Here is a 17798-nt window from a genome sequence, read left to right as displayed (position 1 = left end):
ACAGAGCACACAACATCATGAAACGCATCAGCATCACTATTACCACAACCATCACCATTACCACAGGTAACGGTGCGGGCTGACGCGTACAGGAAACACAAGAAAAAGCCCGCACCTAAACAGTGCGGGCTTTTTTTTCGACCAAAGGCAATGAGGTAAACCATGCGAGTGTTGAAGTTCGGCGGTACATCAGTGGCAAATGCAGAGCGCTTTCTGCGGGTTGCCGATATTCTGGAAAGCAATGCCAGACAGGGGCAGGTCGCGACCGTTCTCTCTGCCCCCGCAAAAATTACCAACCATCTGGTGGCAATGATTGAGAAGACCATCGGTGGTCAGGATGCTTTAGCTAATATCAGCGACGCCGAACGCATTTTCTCCGAGCTGCTGGTGGGTCTTGCCGCCGAGCAACCAGGTTTTCCGCTGGCGCAGCTCAAAGCCTTTGTTGAACAAGAATTTGCTCAGATTAAGCACGTCCTGCACGGCATCAGCCTGCTGGGACAGTGCCCGGACAGCATCAATGCCGCGCTTATCTGCCGTGGTGAAAAAATGTCGATTGCTATCATGGCCGGCCTGCTGGAAGCACGCGGGCATAACGTAACGGTCATCGACCCGGTGGAGAAATTGCTGGCTGTCGGCCATTACCTCGAATCTACCGTTGATATCGCCGAATCTACGCGCCGCATCGCCGCCAGCCGTATTCCTGCGGACCACATGATTCTGATGGCAGGGTTTACCGCTGGAAATGAAAAAGGTGAGTTAGTGGTGTTGGGGCGTAATGGCTCTGACTACTCTGCCGCCGTACTGGCCGCCTGTTTGCGTGCCGATTGTTGTGAAATCTGGACCGATGTCGACGGTGTATATACTTGCGATCCGCGTCAGGTACCCGACGCCCGACTGCTAAAGTCGATGTCTTATCAGGAAGCGATGGAGCTTTCTTACTTCGGCGCTAAAGTGCTGCACCCGCGCACCATTACCCCTATTGCCCAGTTCCAGATCCCGTGCCTGATTAAAAATACCGGCAATCCGCAAGCGCCCGGTACGCTGATCGGTGCCAGCAGTGATGACGATGATTTGCCGGTAAAAGGTATTTCTAACCTCAATAACATGGCGATGTTTAGCGTTTCCGGCCCTGGAATGAAAGGCATGGTGGGCATGGCGGCGCGCGTTTTTGCCGCGATGTCGCGTGCGGGCATCTCGGTAGTGCTGATCACCCAATCCTCTTCTGAATACAGCATCAGCTTCTGCGTCCCGCAGGGCGACTGCACGCGTGCACAACGCGCCATGCAGGATGAATTCTACCTCGAGCTGAAAGAAGGCCTGCTGGAGCCGTTGGCGGTGACTGAGCGTCTGGCCATCATCTCTGTTGTTGGCGATGGTATGCGCACCCTGCGCGGCATCTCGGCGAAGTTCTTTGCCGCGCTGGCTCGTGCGAACATCAATATTGTAGCGATCGCCCAGGGCTCGTCTGAGCGTTCTATTTCGGTGGTGGTGAATAACGATGACGCGACCACCGGCGTACGCGTGACCCATCAGATGCTGTTCAACACCGACCAGGTGATTGAAGTGTTTGTGATTGGCGTAGGCGGCGTGGGCGGTGCGCTGCTGGAGCAGCTTAAACGTCAGCAAACCTGGCTCAAAAAGAAGCATATCGATCTGCGCGTGTGCGGCGTGGCGAACTCGAAGGCCCTGCTGACCAACGTCCACGGTCTGAATCTGGAAAACTGGCAGTCGGAGCTGGAGAGCGCGAAAGAGCCTTTCAACCTTGGGCGCTTAATTCGTCTGGTGAAAGAATACCATCTGCTCAATCCGGTGATTGTCGACTGTACGTCAAGCCAGGCGGTAGCGGATCAATATGCCGACTTCTTGCGTGAAGGCTTCCACGTGGTTACGCCGAACAAAAAGGCCAACACGTCGTCGATGGATTACTATCATCAGCTGCGTTTTGCCGCCGCGAAGTCTCGTCGTAAATTCCTGTACGACACCAACGTGGGCGCGGGCTTGCCGGTTATTGAAAACCTGCAAAATCTGCTCAGCGCAGGTGATGAACTGCAACGTTTTTCAGGCATCCTTTCTGGCTCACTGTCGTTTATTTTCGGCAAGCTGGATGAAGGCATGAGCTTCTCGCAGGCCACCACCCTGGCGCGTGAGATGGGCTATACCGAACCCGATCCGCGTGACGATCTTTCCGGTACGGACGTGGCGCGTAAGCTGCTGATCCTGGCCCGTGAAACTGGTCGTGAGCTGGAGCTTTCTGACATTGTCATTGAGCCGGTCCTGCCAAAAGAGTTTGATGACTCCGGTGATGTTTCCGCGTTTATGGCGAAATTGTCGCAGCTGGATGACGTCTTTGCCGCGCGCGTGGCGAAAGCCCGTGATGAGGGAAAAGTATTGCGCTATGTTGGCAATATCGAAGAGGACGGTGTTTGTCGCGTGAAAATTGATGCAGTAGACGGCAACGATCCGCTGTTTAAAGTGAAAAACGGTGAAAACGCGCTGGCGTTCTATAGCCACTATTATCAGCCGTTGCCGTTGGTTCTGCGCGGATATGGCGCGGGTAACGATGTGACGGCGGCGGGCGTCTTTGCCGACCTGCTACGCACCCTTTCATGGAAGTTAGGAGTCTGACATGGTGAGAGTTTATGCCCCGGCTTCCAGTGCCAATATGAGCGTCGGGTTTGATGTACTCGGTGCGGCGGTAACTCCGGTGGACGGTTCGCTGTTGGGTGATGTGGTGTCCGTTGAGGCGGCTGACCAGTTCAGCCTGAACAACCTTGGGCGCTTTGCCAACAAACTGCCGTCCGAGCCACGTGAAAATATTGTCTACCAGTGTTGGGAGCGATTCTGCCAGGAGCTGGGTAAAACCGTTCCGGTGGCGATGACGCTGGAAAAAAATATGCCGATTGGCTCCGGGTTAGGCTCCAGCGCCTGTTCCGTCGTGGCGGCGTTAGTCGCTATGAACGAACATTGCGGTAAGCCGCTCAACGATACGCGCCTGTTAGCGATAATGGGCGAACTTGAAGGGCGTATCTCCGGCAGCATTCATTACGATAACGTCGCTCCGTGCTTTTTGGGCGGTATGCAGTTAATGATTGAAGAAAACGGCATTATTAGCCAGCAGGTGCCAGGCTTTGATGAGTGGCTGTGGGTACTGGCGTATCCAGGGATTAAAGTGTCGACGGCTGAAGCGCGGGCGATTCTCCCAGCGCAGTATCGCCGTCAGGACTGTATCGCTCACGGGCGGCATCTGGCGGGATTCATCCATGCCTGCTATTCCCGTCAGCCTCTTCTGGCCGCGAAGCTGATGAAAGATGTCATTGCTGAGCCGTATCGTACCCGCTTGCTGCCAGGCTTTAGCCAGGCGCGTCAGGCGGTCGCAGAAATTGGCGCGCTGGCCAGCGGTATATCTGGGTCTGGGCCGACGCTGTTCGCTTTGTGCGATAAGCCGGATACGGCACAGCGCGTAGCAGATTGGCTGGGTAAAAATTACCTGCAAAATCAGGAAGGCTTTGTTCATATTTGCCGGCTGGACACGGCGGGCGCACGGGTACTGGGATAATCAATGAAACTGTATAATCTGAAAGATCACAACGAACAGGTCAGCTTTGCACAGGCTGTTACGCAAGGACTAGGCAAGAATCAGGGATTGTTTTTTCCGCACGATCTACCGGAATTCAATCTGACAGAAGTGGATGAGATGCTGAACCAGGACTTCGTTAGCCGCAGCGCGAAGATCCTGTCCGCATTTATTGGTGATGAGATCCCTCAGGAAATTCTGGAAGAGCGCGTGCGTGCGGCATTTGCCTTTCCGGCTCCGGTTGCCCAGGTTGCCGCGGATGTCGGCTGTCTGGAACTGTTCCACGGCCCTACGCTTGCATTTAAAGACTTTGGCGGGCGCTTTATGGCGCAGATGCTGACGCACATCAGTGGCGACAAACCGGTAACGATTCTGACGGCGACCTCCGGAGACACCGGGGCGGCGGTTGCGCATGCCTTTTATGGCCTGAAAAATGTGCGCGTGGTGATCCTCTACCCGAACGGCAAGATCAGCCCATTACAGGAAAAACTGTTCTGTACGCTGGGCGGTAACATTGAAACTGTGGCGATTGATGGCGATTTTGATGCCTGCCAGGCGCTGGTGAAACAGGCGTTTGATGACGAAGAGCTGAAGGTAGCCCTGGGACTGAACTCGGCTAACTCAATTAACATCAGCCGTCTGTTGGCGCAAATCTGTTACTACTTTGAGGCTGTGGCCCAACTGCCGCAAGAGGCGCGTAATCAACTGGTGATTTCCGTTCCCAGCGGTAACTTTGGCGATCTGACCGCCGGGCTGCTGGCGAAATCACTGGGCTTGCCGGTGAAGCGTTTTATCGCGGCGACTAACGTTAACGATACGGTTCCGCGTTTCCTTGCAGAAGGTGAGTGGGCGCCGAAAGCGACCCAGGCAACGTTGTCGAATGCGATGGATGTCAGCCAGCCGAACAACTGGCCGCGCGTGGAAGAACTGTTCCGCCGTAAAATCTGGCGTCTGAATGAGCTGGGTTATGCCGCTGTTGACGATGCGACAACTCAGGACACGATGCGTGAGTTACATGAGATAGGCTACACCTCAGAACCGCATGCGGCGGTGGCTTACCGAGCGCTGCGTGACCAACTGAATCCTGGCGAGTACGGCCTGTTCCTTGGTACTGCGCATCCGGCGAAGTTTAAAGAAAGCGTTGAAGAGATTCTTGACCTGACGCTGGCGTTGCCAAAAGAACTGGCGGAACGCGCGGACCTGCCGCTGCTTTCTCATCACCTGCCAGCTGATTTTGCTGAACTGCGCAAGCTGATGATGACCCGCGGTTAACGGTTGCGCCCGCTGGCGCTTTGCATAGCGGGCCGACAAAACCTGTAGGCCGGATAAGGCGTTAGCCGTCATCCGGCCTTTTTACTATTGCTCGTGGCGTTTAAACACCAGTTCGCCGTTTCCTGATGCTTCTTCATCAAAGAAGTAGCCTTCGCTGTTAAATGCGGTCAGCTGTTCCGGTTGCGTTAAGCGGTTCTCAATAATGTAGCGACTCATCAGGCCGCGCGCTTTTTTGGCATAGAAGCTGATGACTTTAAACTTGCCGTTCTTCTCGTCGAGGAAGACCGGTTTGATAAGCTCAGCGTTGAGTTTTTTCGGCTTCACGGATTTAAAATACTCATCCGAGGCGAGGTTGATCACCACGCTGTCGCCTTGCGCTTCCAGCGCTTCGTTAAGTTTATCGGTGATGGTATCTCCCCAGAACTGGTAGAGATCTTTACCCTTCGCATTGGCCAGACGAATGCCCATCTCCAGACGGTATGGCTGCATCAAATCCAGCGGACGCAAAACGCCGTACAACCCGGACAGCATCCGTAAATGCTGTTGAGCGAAGTCGAAATCCGCCTCGCTGAAGGTTTCAGCCTGCAACCCTGTATAGACGTCGCCTTTAAACGCCAGAATGGCCTGACGTGCATTGTCCGGCGTGAAGTCAGGCTGCCAGTCATGGAAACGGGTGGCGTTCAGATCCGCCAGCTTGTCGCTAATCCCCATCAGCTTGCCAATCTGCGGTGCAGAGAGCTGGCGTGCCACGTGAATAAGCTGCTGAGAGTGATCCAGCAACTCGGGCAGCGTATGACGTGTCGTTGCCAGCGGGCTTTGGTAGTCGAGCGTTTTTGCAGGTGAAATCAGAATCAGCATATCCAGTCCTTGCAGGAAATTTACTGCGACTTTAGCAAAAAAAACGACTGAATTGATCGATGGTTGCGATTGCCGCGCTATTCGCGCGGCGTTTCATCCCAGCTATCGGGCGCAAGCTGTTGTCTGATATCAGGATAACGGCGCGGATCGAATTCCGGGCGCACCCCGAGTTTTCGCTGGCGCAGATAGTCGCTGGCGATGGTATGTACAACCGGAGAAAGCAGCAGAATCGCCGTCAGGTTAGTAATGGCCATACAAGCCATGATGATGTCGGCAAGTTGCCAGACCAGCGGAAAACTGATTAATGTACCACCAATGACGGTGCAAACGGTGGCGATTCGTAATAGCCAGATAACCCGGATGTTGTCCAGTTTCAGGAATATGAGGTTGTTTTCCGCATAAATGTAGTTGGCGACGATAGAGCTAAAGGCAAACAGAATCACTATTAAGGCAACGAATCCGGCCCCCCATTCACCCGTCAGCGAGACCATGGCTCGTTGCAGCAACTGGATGCCTTCCATTGGCACATAAGTGGTGCCATTACCCGCCAGTAAAATGATCATTGCGCTGGCAGTACAAAGAATTAGCGTATCGCCCAATACACCAATCATTTGCACAATGCCTTGTGCTGCAGGGTGTGGCGGCCAGGATGCTGCCGAGGCAGCCGCGTTCGGAGTTGAGCCCATTCCGGCTTCATTAGAGAACATACCGCGCTGAAAACCGCTGGCAATGGCCTGGCTTAGCGTATACCCGGCTGCACCGGCCGCGGCTTCCTGCCAGCCAAAGGCGCTTTTTATGATGGTCATGATAATGCCGGGGAGCTGTCCGAAATGCCAAAGGCAGATGACGAGGCTACAACCGATCCACAGCAGCGCCATCATCGGAACAAACCATTGCATCAGGCGGGCAACGCCTTTAATGCCGCCGACAATGACCAGTAATGACACTATTGCCAGTGCGATACCGGAGAAGAGGGGAGGGATGTCAAAAGCAAAGGTCAACGCACGAGAGACTGAGTTTGCCTGCACGCTGTTAAAAATCAGGCCATAGGCAATGAGTAAAAAGATGGCAAACAGTACGCCCATCCAGCGCATGCCCAATCCACGGGCCATATACCATGCAGGACCGCCGCGAAACTGTCCCTTGCTGTCGCGCTCTTTATACAGCTGGGCAAGGGAACATTCGGCGAATGAGGTTGCCATACCAATGACCGCCGAGACCCACATCCAGAAAATGGCTCCTGCGCCGCCGGCGGCGATCGCCAACGCCACACCCGCCAGATTTCCGCTACCGACGCGCGCGGCAAGACTGGTGCACAGAGCCTGAAAAGAAGTTAAACCGCCCGGCTGCGGGCTGATGCTGTTTTTAAGACTTTTGCCAAACTGGCGAATATAGCGGAACTGCACGAACCCTGTACGCCAGGTGAACCAACATCCTGCGCCAAGCAGGAGGTAGATCATCACCGATCCCCAGAGTATTTCATTAATAAATGAGAAAAAATCAGGCATTAACATCCCTCTTGTTGATGCCGGTAAGCGCGAATAATCCCGTGTAAGCGCTACCAATTATCGACCAGTATATACCTTATAAGGTGATTGATTGCGGGAGTTTACCATAACAATGGGTATATCCTTAATTGCGCATCACGGGCTGTGAGATGCGTAATCAGGGCTGAGCGGCGGGTCGGACAATCCAGGCGGTTGCGCTGAGAGTGCGTCGTGCTATCATCAGGGAAGATCGGTTACATCCCCCTAACAAGCTGTTTAAAGAGAATCGCTATCATGACGGACAAATTGACCTCCCTTCGTCAGTTCACCACAGTAGTGGCCGACACCGGAGACATCGCGGCAATGAAGCTGTATCAGCCTCAGGATGCCACAACTAACCCTTCTCTCATTCTTAACGCAGCGCAGATCCCAGAATACCGCAAGCTGATTGATGACGCTGTAGCCTGGGCTAAGCAGCAGAGCAACGACCGCGCACAGCAGATCGTCGACGCGACCGACAAACTGGCAGTAAATATCGGTCTGGAGATCCTGAAACTGGTCCCGGGTCGTATTTCTACTGAAGTTGACGCTCGTCTGTCCTACGACACCGACGCGTCCATCGCGAAAGCAAAACGTCTGATCAAAATGTACAACGATGCTGGCATCAGCAACGATCGCATTCTGATCAAACTGGCTTCAACCTGGCAGGGCATCCGTGCCGCTGAGCAGCTGGAAAAAGAAGGTATCAACTGTAACCTGACTCTGCTGTTCTCCTTCGCGCAGGCGCGCGCATGTGCAGAAGCTGGCGTATACCTGATTTCTCCGTTTGTTGGTCGTATTCTGGACTGGTACAAAGCCAACACTGACAAGAAAGAGTATGCACCGGCAGAAGATCCGGGTGTGGTTTCCGTAACGGAAATCTACGAGTACTACAAACAGCACGGTTACGAAACCGTGGTGATGGGTGCGAGCTTCCGTAACGTCGGCGAAATCATTGAGCTGGCAGGCTGCGATCGTCTGACGATTGCACCGGCACTGCTGAAAGAACTGGCGGAAAGCGAAGGCACTATCGAACGTAAACTGTCCTTCTCTGGTGAAGTGAAAGCGCGTCCTGCACGCATCACCGAAGCTGAGTTCCTGTGGCAGCACAACCAGGATCCGATGGCTGTAGACAAACTGGCGGACGGTATCCGTAAGTTTGCTGTAGACCAGGGTAAACTGGAAAAAATGATCGGCGATCTGCTGTAATCATTAATGCGTGGCCCTGATATGGGTCACGCTACCTCTTCTGAAACCTGTCTGTCCTTCCCTTCGCAGTGTATCATTCTGTTTAACGAGACTGTTTAAACGGAATAATCATGAATACTTTACGCATTGGCCTGGTTTCCATTTCTGACCGTGCTTCCAGCGGCGTTTACCAGGATAAAGGTATCCCGGCCCTTGAAGAGTGGCTGGCATCTGCCCTTACCACCCCTTTTGAGCTGCAAACGCGACTGATCCCGGATGAACAGGCGATCATCGAACAGACCTTATGTGAGCTGGTGGATGAAATGAGCTGTCATCTGGTGCTGACTACCGGCGGAACGGGTCCGGCCCGCCGCGATGTAACGCCTGATGCCACGCTGGCCGTAGCCGACCGCCAGATGCCGGGCTTTGGCGAGCAGATGCGCCAGATAAGCCTGCACTTTGTGCCAACGGCTATTCTCTCCCGCCAGGTTGGTGTGATTCGCAAACAGGCGTTGATTCTGAATCTGCCAGGGCAGCCGAAATCGATCAAAGAAACGCTGGAAGGCGTGAAAGATGCCGACGGTAAGGTTATCGTGCCGGGTATTTTTGCAAGTGTACCGTATTGTATACAGTTACTGGATGGGCCGTATGTGGAAACCGCACCGGCTGTTGTAGCATCTTTTCGTCCTAAAAGCGCAATCCGCGATACAAACGCCTGAAAGTAGCCCGATCGTGACATAAGTGCCAATGACAGTGGAGTATTGAATTGTTTACGATATAGTAATTTTTGCTTTACATATATCGACAGACATATTCAATAACTCCACTGACTCATGGTTTGCTATGTCACAACACACTCGACCGCTGAATCGCCAGGATTATAAAACTCTTACGCTTGCTGCCCTCGGCGGTGCGCTTGAGTTTTATGATTTCATTATCTTCGTCTTCTTTGCCGCTGTTGTTGGCGAACTCTTCTTCCCGGCAGACATTCCTGAATGGCTACGTCAGGTGCAAACCTTCGGCATTTTTGCCGCCGGATATCTGGCGCGTCCACTGGGGGGCATCATCATGGCGCACTTTGGCGATCTGGTCGGGCGTAAGAAAATGTTCACCCTGAGCATTTTGCTGATGGCGATACCGACGCTGGCGATTGGTCTTTTGCCTACCTACGCCTCAATGGGGATCCTCGCGCCGCTGCTGTTACTCCTGATGCGCATTTTGCAAGGCGCTGCCATCGGCGGAGAAGTGCCGGGCGCGTGGGTGTTCGTGGCAGAGCACGTACCGGAGCGCCGCATCGGCATTGCCTGTGGCACGCTGACCGCCGGGCTGACGGTGGGGATTCTGCTGGGATCGGTGGTTGCGACGCTGGTGAATACCAGCCTGACGCAGCAGGCGGTGCATGACTACGGCTGGCGTATCCCGTTCCTGCTGGGGGGCGTGTTTGGGCTGGTGGCGATGTACCTGCGTCGCTGGTTGCAGGAAACGCCCATTTTCCTCGAAATGCAGCAGCGTAAAGCGCTGGCGCAAGAGCTACCGGTGAAGTCGGTGGTGAGCAAACATAAAAAAGCGGTGGTTATTTCCATGCTGCTGACCTGGCTGTTATCGGCCGGGATTGTGGTGGTGATCCTGATGTCGCCAGTCTGGTTGCAGAAGCAGTATGGTTTTGCACCGGCGTTGACGTTACAAGCCAACAGTGTCGCGACCATTATGCTGTGCGTCGGCTGTCTGCTGGCCGGGTTTATTGTCGATCGGGTCGGCGCCAGCAAAACCTTTATTGTCGGCAGCCTGCTGCTGGCCTGTTCAAGCTGGTTTTTCTATCATCTGACCGGCAGCCATCCTCAGCACTTGTTCTTGTTATACGGGCTGGTAGGGTTGTGCGTTGGCGTGGTGGGGGCTGTGCCTTATGTGATGGTGCGGGCGTTTCCGGCGGAGGTCCGCTTTACCGGAATCTCCTTTTCTTACAACGTGTCGTACGCCATTTTTGGTGGTCTGACGCCAATCGCCGTGACGATGTTAATGAGCGTGTCGCCAATGGCTCCGGCCTGGTATGTGCTGGCGTTATCGCTGGTGGGGCTAGGTCTGGGGGTTTGGCTGCGACAGGATATTTATCATCGCGATACGAGCGTGCAGGGAGAGTTACAGCGCTTGTAAGGAATATCCCCCCGTTTGGGGGGATAGCGTCAGATTAGTGCGCTTCACCGATCGGCAGGATGGTACGGCCAAACTGTTCGTTCAGCACTTCACCCATCGCCAGGTAAATGGCGCTTGCGCCACACACTAAGCCAATCCAGCCAGCAACGTGAATGATCGCTTCGTTACCTGCAATGTTGCCGACCGCCAGCAGTGCGAACAGCACTGTCAGGCTCAGGAAGACAAACTGCAACGCGCGGTTAGCTTTCAGCGTGCCGAAGAACATGAACAGTGTGAACACGCCCCACAGACCCAGGTATACGCCCAGGAACTGACCATTGGTTGCATCCGCCAGGCCCATTTTCGGCATGATTAGGATTGCAACCAGCGTCAGCCAGAACGAACCGTAGGAGGTAAAGGCGGTTAAACCGAAGGTATTGCCCTTTTTATATTCCAGCAGACCGGCAAATATTTGCGCGATACCGCCGTAGAAAATGCCCATCGCCAGAATAATAACGTCAAAGGCGAAGAAACCCGCGTTGTGCAGGTTAAGCAGAATGGTGGTCATGCCAAAGCCCATCAGGCCCAGCGGTGCCGGATTAGCCAACTTAGTGTTGCCCATAATTCCTCAAAATCATCATTGATTGAATGGTGAAATAGTTTCCCCAAATAACGATCACTGTCTTCGGGGCGCGGCATGATAATCAGGGGAGAGGGCACTGTCTATGATCTAACGAAGGGAAAATGAATTATTTTCCCTGTGATGGGCATCACGCTTATGCATGGTTGAACATTTTGCTAAGACAGACGATTTGAAGTACCACCGGGAACTGAGGGATTTGGTGGACGATCTGGTGAGAAATACCCATCGCCAGATGGCGCTGCTTCATGGGCGCGGCAGTGGTTATTCCAGTTCAATGGCTTTCACATCAACCGCGTGTCTGCCCCGCATATTTTCTATGGCTTCTGAATCAAAATGTGCAGAATTAATCGTCGCCAATAACTTTCAGAGTTGCCATGTCAGAGGAGTTTACTGACTGGCCTGAGAAGGTGATTTTAGACACGCAGCGTTTATTGTCGTTGTCGCTATTAATAGAGATCCAGTTGGTCGTTTGTCCCTCTTTAATGGATGACGGGACGTTCAGGCTTTGGCTGGAAGTGCGTACTGCTTTGAAGTAGACGGATGCGCCGTTAAGTTTAATATCGCCGCGATCGGCGGTGAGCTGAATGCGCTTCACTACCCGGCAAACGGGAATTCTCAGCGTGAGATCGTTGGTTGCGTTGCGGGGCATCGCAATCATACCCAGAACTTTATGATCGTTAGCGTGCGCGGCGCTGCTCAGCAGCAGGCCCATAAGCAGGCTGGTGGAAAGGGTTAACACGGATTTCATGGAATTTCTCTTTGACGGCTGTAAAAGTGTGTGACATCAGACCATCTTACCGCCGACGGGAAACCGTTTCATGGTCGTAATCTTTTCTTTTTATTACAATTTTCACATGAATGGCCGTGCTGGTTTTGATTTGTTTTGTGAATTGATTTTGATTGGAAACTATTCGTTTTTTTGCCTTTCTGCCTTTTTACCTTAATTTTATCGCCACTGTGCTAAAAAAAATTTTCATGCCCCCCTTGATGACGTGGGTTACGACCCCATCTTGTAGACAACCGCAGTGGTGAGTCTGAAAAAAAACGATTCAGGGTAGTTGAAACCGCACGTTTCGCCCTTATTACAGATTCACAACCACATGATGACCGAATTTTTAGTGGAGACGTTTAGATGGGTAAAATTATTGGTATCGACCTGGGTACTACCAACTCTTGTGTAGCGATTATGGATGGCACTACTGCACGTGTGCTGGAGAACGCCGAGGGCGATCGCACCACGCCTTCTATCATTGCTTATACCCAGGATGGTGAAACTCTGGTTGGTCAGCCGGCTAAACGTCAGGCAGTGACAAACCCGCAAAACACCCTGTTTGCGATTAAACGCCTGATTGGCCGCCGCTTCCAGGACGAAGAAGTACAGCGTGATGAAGCCATCATGCCGTACAAAATCATCGGTGCTGACAACGGTGATGCATGGATTGACGTAAAAGGTCAGAAAATGGCACCGCCGCAGATTTCTGCTGAAGTGCTGAAAAAAATGAAGAAAACGGCTGAAGATTACCTGGGCGAACCGGTAACTGAAGCGGTTATCACCGTACCTGCATACTTCAACGATGCTCAGCGTCAGGCAACCAAAGATGCTGGCCGTATCGCAGGTCTGGAAGTAAAACGTATCATCAACGAACCGACCGCAGCGGCACTGGCTTACGGTCTGGATAAAGAAGTCGGCAACCGTACTATCGCGGTTTATGACCTCGGTGGTGGTACTTTCGATATCTCTATTATCGAAATCGACGAAGTTGACGGCGAAAAAACTTTCGAAGTTCTGGCAACCAACGGTGATACCCACCTGGGTGGTGAAGACTTCGACAGCCGTATGATCAACTACCTGGTTGACGAATTTAAGAAAGATCAGGGTATCGATCTGCGTAATGACCCGCTGGCGATGCAGCGTCTGAAAGAAGCCGCTGAGAAAGCGAAGATCGAACTGTCTTCCGCTCAGCAGACCGACGTGAACCTGCCGTACATTACTGCAGACGCGACTGGTCCGAAACACATGAACATCAAAGTGACCCGTGCGAAACTGGAAAGCCTGGTTGAAGACCTGGTTAACCGTTCTATCGAGCCGCTGAAAGTTGCTCTGCAGGATGCTGGTCTGTCTGTTTCCGACGTTCAGGACGTTATCCTGGTCGGTGGTCAGACTCGTATGCCGATGGTACAGAAGAAAGTTGCTGAGTTCTTCGGTAAAGAGCCGCGTAAAGACGTTAACCCGGACGAAGCAGTGGCAATCGGTGCTGCCGTTCAGGGTGGTGTATTGACCGGTGATGTGAAAGACGTGCTGCTGCTGGACGTTACCCCGCTGTCTCTGGGTATCGAAACCATGGGTGGCGTGATGACTCCACTGATCGCGAAAAACACCACTATCCCGACCAAGCACAGCCAGGTGTTCTCTACCGCTGAAGACAACCAGTCTGCGGTAACCATCCACGTGCTGCAGGGTGAACGTAAACGCGCCGCTGATAACAAAGATCTGGGTCAGTTTAACCTGGATGGTATCAGCCCGGCTCCGCGCGGTATGCCGCAGATCGAAGTTACTTTTGACATCGATGCCGACGGTATTCTGCACGTTTCCGCGAAAGACAAAAACAGCGGTAAAGAGCAGAAGATCACCATCAAGGCTTCTTCTGGTCTGAACGAAGAAGAAATTCAGAAAATGGTTCGCGAAGCAGAAGCGAACGCAGAATCTGACCGTAAGTTTGAAGAGCTGGTTCAGACTCGTAACCAGGGTGACCATCTGCTGCACAGCACTCGTAAGCAGGTTGAAGAAGCAGGCGACAAACTGCCAGCTGACGACAAAACTGCCATCGAGTCTGCACTGACCGCGCTGGAAACTTCTCTGAAAGGCGAAGACAAAGCGGATATCGAAGCGAAAATGCAGGCGCTGGCACAGGTTTCCCAGAAACTGATGGAAATCGCTCAGCAGCAGCACGCACAGCAGCAGGCTGGTGCAGCAGGCGCTGATGCTTCTGCAAACAACGCGAAAGATGACGACGTTGTCGACGCCGAGTTTGAAGAAGTGAAAGACAAAAAATAATCGCCCTTTGAACGGGTAATTACTGGCACGGGCGAAGAGGTTTCCTCTCCGCCCGTGCACGCATGTTAGGGGCAGATAAAAAGAGATGGCTAAGCAAGACTATTACGAGATTTTAGGCGTTTCCAAGTCAGCGGAAGAGCGTGAAATCAAAAAGGCCTACAAGCGCCTGGCCATGAAATTTCACCCGGACCGCAACCAGGGTGATAAAGAGGCCGAAGCCAAGTTTAAAGAGATCAAAGAAGCGTACGAGATCCTGACCGATGCGCAAAAACGTGCGGCTTACGATCAGTACGGTCATGCTGCGTTTGAGCAAGGCGGCATGGGCGGCGGCGGCGGTTTTGGCGGCGGGGCTGACTTCAGCGATATCTTTGGTGACGTGTTTGGCGATATCTTTGGCGGCGGTCGTGGTCGTCAGCGCGCCTCACGTGGTGCTGATTTACGTTACAACATGGATCTCACTCTGGAAGAAGCCGTGCGTGGCGTCACCAAAGAGATCCGTATTCCGACTCTGGAAGAGTGTGACGTCTGCCACGGTAGCGGTGCGAAGGCAGGTACTCAGCCACAGACCTGTCCTACCTGTCACGGTTCTGGTCAGGTACAGATGCGTCAGGGCTTTTTTGCCGTACAGCAGACCTGTCCACACTGCCAGGGCCGCGGTACGCTGATCAAAGATCCGTGCAACAAATGCCACGGTCATGGTCGCGTTGAGAAAAGCAAAACGCTGTCCGTTAAGATCCCGGCAGGGGTTGATACCGGCGACCGCATTCGTTTAGCGGGCGAAGGTGAAGCCGGTGAACATGGTGCGCCAGCAGGTGATTTGTACGTTCAGGTGCAGGTAAAACAGCACCCAATTTTCGAACGTGAAGGCAATAACCTGTACTGCGAAGTACCGATTAACTTTGCGATGGCTGCGCTGGGCGGCGAGATTGAAGTCCCAACGCTGGACGGTCGCGTGAAGCTAAAAATTCCGGGCGAAACGCAAACTGGCAAACTTTTCCGCATGCGTGGAAAGGGCGTCAAGTCTGTACGCGGTGGCGCTCAGGGCGACCTGCTGTGCCGCGTGGTGGTTGAAACCCCAGTGGGCCTGAACGACAAGCAGAAGCAACTGCTCAAAGATCTGCAGGACAGCTTTGGCGGCCCGACCGGCGAACAAAACAGTCCGCGCTCCAAAAGTTTCTTCGACGGTGTGAAGAAGTTCTTTGACGATCTGACGCGCTAATTCACAGTTTTATCTCGAATAAAAAGCCTGGGACTGAAAAGTCTCAGGCTTTTTTATTTCTGTTTTCCGCTCGGAAAATCTTTATCGACTTACTCTGTATAGATCGTAAAAACCGATTTATCCATCATGAATAATCTAATTTTAACGAGCTTTTTGAGGGTGTAAGATAGTATTTACGAAGTATTCACCCAATAGAGAGAATAAAAGTGAAACATCTGCATCGTTTTTTTAGTAGTGACGCCTCGGGGGGCATCATTCTGATCATCGCAGCCGTGGTCGCTATGCTGATGGCAAATATCGGGGTTACCAGTGGATGGTACCACGCCTTTTTGGAAACGCCCGTTCAACTGCGGGTTGGCGCGCTTGAGATCAACAAAAATATGCTGTTGTGGATCAACGACGCGTTGATGGCGGTGTTCTTCCTGTTGATTGGTCTGGAAGTAAAGCGCGAGTTAATGCAAGGTTCGCTGGCCAGTCTGCGTCAGGCGGCGTTCCCGATCATTGCTGCTATCGGGGGCATGATTGTCCCGGCGCTGCTGTACCTGGCATTCAACTATGCCGATCCCATCACCCGTGAAGGGTGGGCGATCCCGGCGGCAACGGATATTGCTTTTGCGTTAGGTGTGCTGGCGTTGTTGGGCAGTCGTGTACCACTGGCGTTGAAAATCTTCCTGATGGCGCTGGCGATTATTGATGACCTCGGCGCTATCGTAATCATCGCACTGTTCTATACCAGCGACCTCTCGCTGCTGTCGCTGGGCGTTGCCGCGTGCGCAATCCTTGTTTTGGCAGGATTGAATCTGTGCGGAGTGAGACGCACCGGTATTTATATTCTGGTCGGCGTAGTGCTGTGGACTGCCGTACTGAAGTCTGGCGTGCATGCAACGCTGGCGGGCGTGATCGTGGGCTTCTTCATTCCATTGAAGGAAAAACACGGGCGTTCACCGGCGAAGCGACTGGAGCATGTTCTGCATCCATGGGTGGCATACCTGATCCTGCCACTGTTTGCTTTCGCCAACGCGGGCGTTTCACTGCAGGGCGTCACTATTGATGGACTGACCTCGATATTACCGCTGGGGATCATTGCAGGTTTGTTGATCGGTAAGCCGTTGGGTATCAGTCTGTTTTGCTGGCTGGCGTTACGCCTCAAGGTGGCGCAATTGCCGGAAGGAACGAATTTCCAGCAGATTATGGCGGTCGGTATTCTTTGCGGTATTGGCTTTACGATGTCGATTTTTATTGCCAGCCTGGCGTTTGGCAACGTCGATCCTGAGCTGATTAACTGGGCAAAACTGGGGATCCTGATCGGCTCCTTGTTGTCGGCAGTGATAGGTTACTGCTGGTTACGTGCCCGGTTGAACGCATCAGCCTGACGGGATAACCCTTTCGTGACAATTTTCAGGGAGAGAGTATGTCTCATATAAATTACAACCATCTGTACTACTTTTGGCATGTCTATAAAGAAGGGTCAGTGGTTGGTGCAGCAGAAGCGCTTTATCTGACACCGCAGACCATTACCGGGCAGATTAAAGCGCTTGAGGAACGCTTACAGGGAAAATTGTTTAAGCGGAAGGGGCGTGGGCTGGAGCCCAGTGAGTTAGGCGAATTGGTTTTTCGTTACGCGGATAAGATGTTCACCTTAAGCCAGGAAATGCTGGATATCGTGAACTACCGCAAAGAGTCTAATTTGCTGTTCGATGTCGGCGTGGCGGATGCGCTATCGAAGCAGTTGGTCAGCAGCGTACTGGATGCCGCTGTGGTTGAAGATGAACAAATCCATCTGCGTTGTTTTGAGTCAACGCACGAGATGCTGTTGGATCAACTCAGCCAGCATAAGCTGGATATGATTATCTCCGACTGTCCGATTGATTCTACGCAGCAGGAAGGGTTGTTCTCAGTGCGGATAGGCGAGTGCAGCGTGAGTTTTTGGTGCACCAAACCGCTGCCTGAAAAACCATTCCCGGCCTGCCTTGAGGAGCGTCGGTTGCTGATCCCAGGACGTCGTTCGATGCTCGGACGTAAGCTGCTGAACTGGATCAACTCACAAGGATTGAATGTCGAAATCCTCGGTGAGTTTGATGACGCTGCGCTGATGAAAGCGTTTGGGGCAACGCATAATGCTATTTTTGTTGCACCTACTTTGTATTCGCACAATTTCTATGCCGATGATTCTATTGTTGAAATTGGACGCGTAGAAAATGTGATGGAAGAGTATCACGCCATATTTGCGGAAAGAATGATCCAGCATCCGGCGGTGCAGCGTATTTGCAATGCGGACTACTCGGCATTGTTCAAGCCACAGTAGACATACTTACCGTAATACTTCCGGCTGC

General features: G+C 52.8%; 15 protein-coding genes and 1 other annotated feature. Of the genes, 11 read left to right on the top strand and 4 right to left on the bottom strand.

Annotation, left to right across the window (positions count from 1 at the left end):
* The first annotated feature begins 12 nt into the window (after positions 1 to 12).
* Positions 13 to 139 (top strand) — a sequence feature (Thr leader region).
* The 4 genes from thrL to thrC all read left to right on the top strand — a co-directional run bounded on the left by thrL (position 18) and on the right by thrC (position 4846).
* Complete coding sequence (gene thrL, locus OGY04_RS17680; RefSeq protein WP_032337689.1) at positions 18 to 83, top strand: thr operon leader peptide; 66 nt, start codon at positions 18 to 20, stop codon at positions 81 to 83. Its footprint overlaps the feature before it by 66 nt.
* A 23-nt stretch (positions 140 to 162) precedes the next feature.
* The gene (gene thrA / locus OGY04_RS17675) at positions 163 to 2625 is read left to right on the top strand and encodes a bifunctional aspartate kinase/homoserine dehydrogenase I (protein WP_191215183.1); all 2463 of its coding nucleotides are present in this window, start codon (positions 163 to 165) and stop codon (positions 2623 to 2625) included.
* A 1-nt stretch (position 2626) separates the two neighbouring features.
* Positions 2627 to 3556, top strand: a complete 930-nt coding sequence (gene thrB / locus OGY04_RS17670; RefSeq protein ID WP_008786144.1) for a homoserine kinase — start codon at positions 2627 to 2629, stop codon at positions 3554 to 3556.
* A gap of 3 nt (positions 3557 to 3559) precedes the next feature.
* Positions 3560 to 4846, top strand: coding sequence for a threonine synthase (gene thrC / locus OGY04_RS17665; RefSeq protein ID WP_008786145.1), 1287 nt, complete (start codon positions 3560 to 3562; stop codon positions 4844 to 4846).
* An 84-nt stretch (positions 4847 to 4930) separates the two neighbouring features.
* On the opposite strand, the gene yaaA is transcribed toward thrC, so the two are convergent.
* Both yaaA and OGY04_RS17655 read right to left on the bottom strand, forming a co-directional pair.
* Positions 4931 to 5704: a peroxide stress protein YaaA gene (gene yaaA / locus OGY04_RS17660; protein WP_032942329.1), complete on the bottom strand. Its 774-nt coding sequence runs from the start codon at positions 5702 to 5704 to the stop codon at positions 4931 to 4933.
* 77 nt (positions 5705 to 5781) lie between these two features.
* Positions 5782 to 7212, bottom strand: a complete 1431-nt coding sequence (locus OGY04_RS17655; protein WP_020996236.1) for an alanine/glycine:cation symporter family protein — start codon at positions 7210 to 7212, stop codon at positions 5782 to 5784.
* A gap of 273 nt (positions 7213 to 7485) precedes the next feature.
* Here OGY04_RS17655 and tal point away from each other — a divergent pair, with 273 nt between their 5' ends.
* The 3 genes from tal (at position 7486) to OGY04_RS17640 (ending at position 10569) form a co-directional block, all read left to right on the top strand.
* Positions 7486 to 8439, top strand: a complete 954-nt coding sequence (tal, locus tag OGY04_RS17650; protein ID WP_003829752.1) for a transaldolase — start codon at positions 7486 to 7488, stop codon at positions 8437 to 8439.
* Positions 8440 to 8549: 110 nt separating this feature from the next.
* Entirely contained in the window at positions 8550 to 9137 is a 588-nt protein-coding gene (gene mog, locus OGY04_RS17645) for a molybdopterin adenylyltransferase (protein ID WP_003018973.1), read from the top strand.
* A 124-nt stretch (positions 9138 to 9261) separates the two neighbouring features.
* On the top strand, positions 9262 to 10569 hold the full coding sequence (locus OGY04_RS17640; RefSeq protein WP_032942331.1) for an MFS transporter: 1308 nt from the start codon (positions 9262 to 9264) through the stop codon (positions 10567 to 10569).
* Positions 10570 to 10603: 34 nt separating this feature from the next.
* Here OGY04_RS17640 and satP read toward each other — a convergent pair whose 3' ends face one another.
* Both satP and OGY04_RS17630 read right to left on the bottom strand, forming a co-directional pair.
* The gene (satP, locus tag OGY04_RS17635; protein WP_003829744.1) at positions 10604 to 11170 is read right to left on the bottom strand and encodes an acetate uptake transporter; all 567 of its coding nucleotides are present in this window, start codon (positions 11168 to 11170) and stop codon (positions 10604 to 10606) included.
* 364 nt (positions 11171 to 11534) lie between these two features.
* Positions 11535 to 11939: a DUF2541 family protein gene (locus OGY04_RS17630; protein ID WP_008786150.1), complete on the bottom strand. Its 405-nt coding sequence runs from the start codon at positions 11937 to 11939 to the stop codon at positions 11535 to 11537.
* Positions 11940 to 12323: 384 nt separating this feature from the next.
* Here OGY04_RS17630 and dnaK point away from each other — a divergent pair, with 384 nt between their 5' ends.
* The 4 genes from dnaK (at position 12324) to nhaR (ending at position 17770) form a co-directional block, all read left to right on the top strand.
* The gene (gene dnaK, locus OGY04_RS17625; protein WP_003829739.1) at positions 12324 to 14246 is read left to right on the top strand and encodes a molecular chaperone DnaK; all 1923 of its coding nucleotides are present in this window, start codon (positions 12324 to 12326) and stop codon (positions 14244 to 14246) included.
* A gap of 85 nt (positions 14247 to 14331) precedes the next feature.
* Positions 14332 to 15465: a molecular chaperone DnaJ gene (gene dnaJ / locus OGY04_RS17620; RefSeq protein ID WP_003829737.1), complete on the top strand. Its 1134-nt coding sequence runs from the start codon at positions 14332 to 14334 to the stop codon at positions 15463 to 15465.
* A 206-nt stretch (positions 15466 to 15671) separates the two neighbouring features.
* Positions 15672 to 16838 carry a Na+/H+ antiporter NhaA gene (nhaA, locus tag OGY04_RS17615; RefSeq protein WP_008786152.1) on the top strand — a complete coding sequence of 389 codons (1167 nt, stop codon included), beginning with the start codon at positions 15672 to 15674 and terminating at the stop codon, positions 16836 to 16838.
* Between the two features lie 38 nt (positions 16839 to 16876).
* Positions 16877 to 17770 (top strand): transcriptional activator NhaR, encoded by an 894-nt coding sequence (gene nhaR, locus OGY04_RS17610; protein WP_032942332.1) that lies wholly within the window; start codon positions 16877 to 16879, stop codon positions 17768 to 17770.
* The last annotated feature ends 28 nt before the right edge of the window (positions 17771 to 17798 follow it).

The sequence above is a fragment of the Citrobacter sp. Cpo091 genome, assembly GCF_030332645.1.
In the GTDB taxonomy this organism is placed as follows: Bacteria; Pseudomonadota; Gammaproteobacteria; order Enterobacterales; family Enterobacteriaceae; genus Citrobacter; species Citrobacter portucalensis.
The sequence above is the reverse complement of the archived record's forward strand: the minus strand, read 5'-3'. Positions and strand labels throughout refer to the sequence as shown.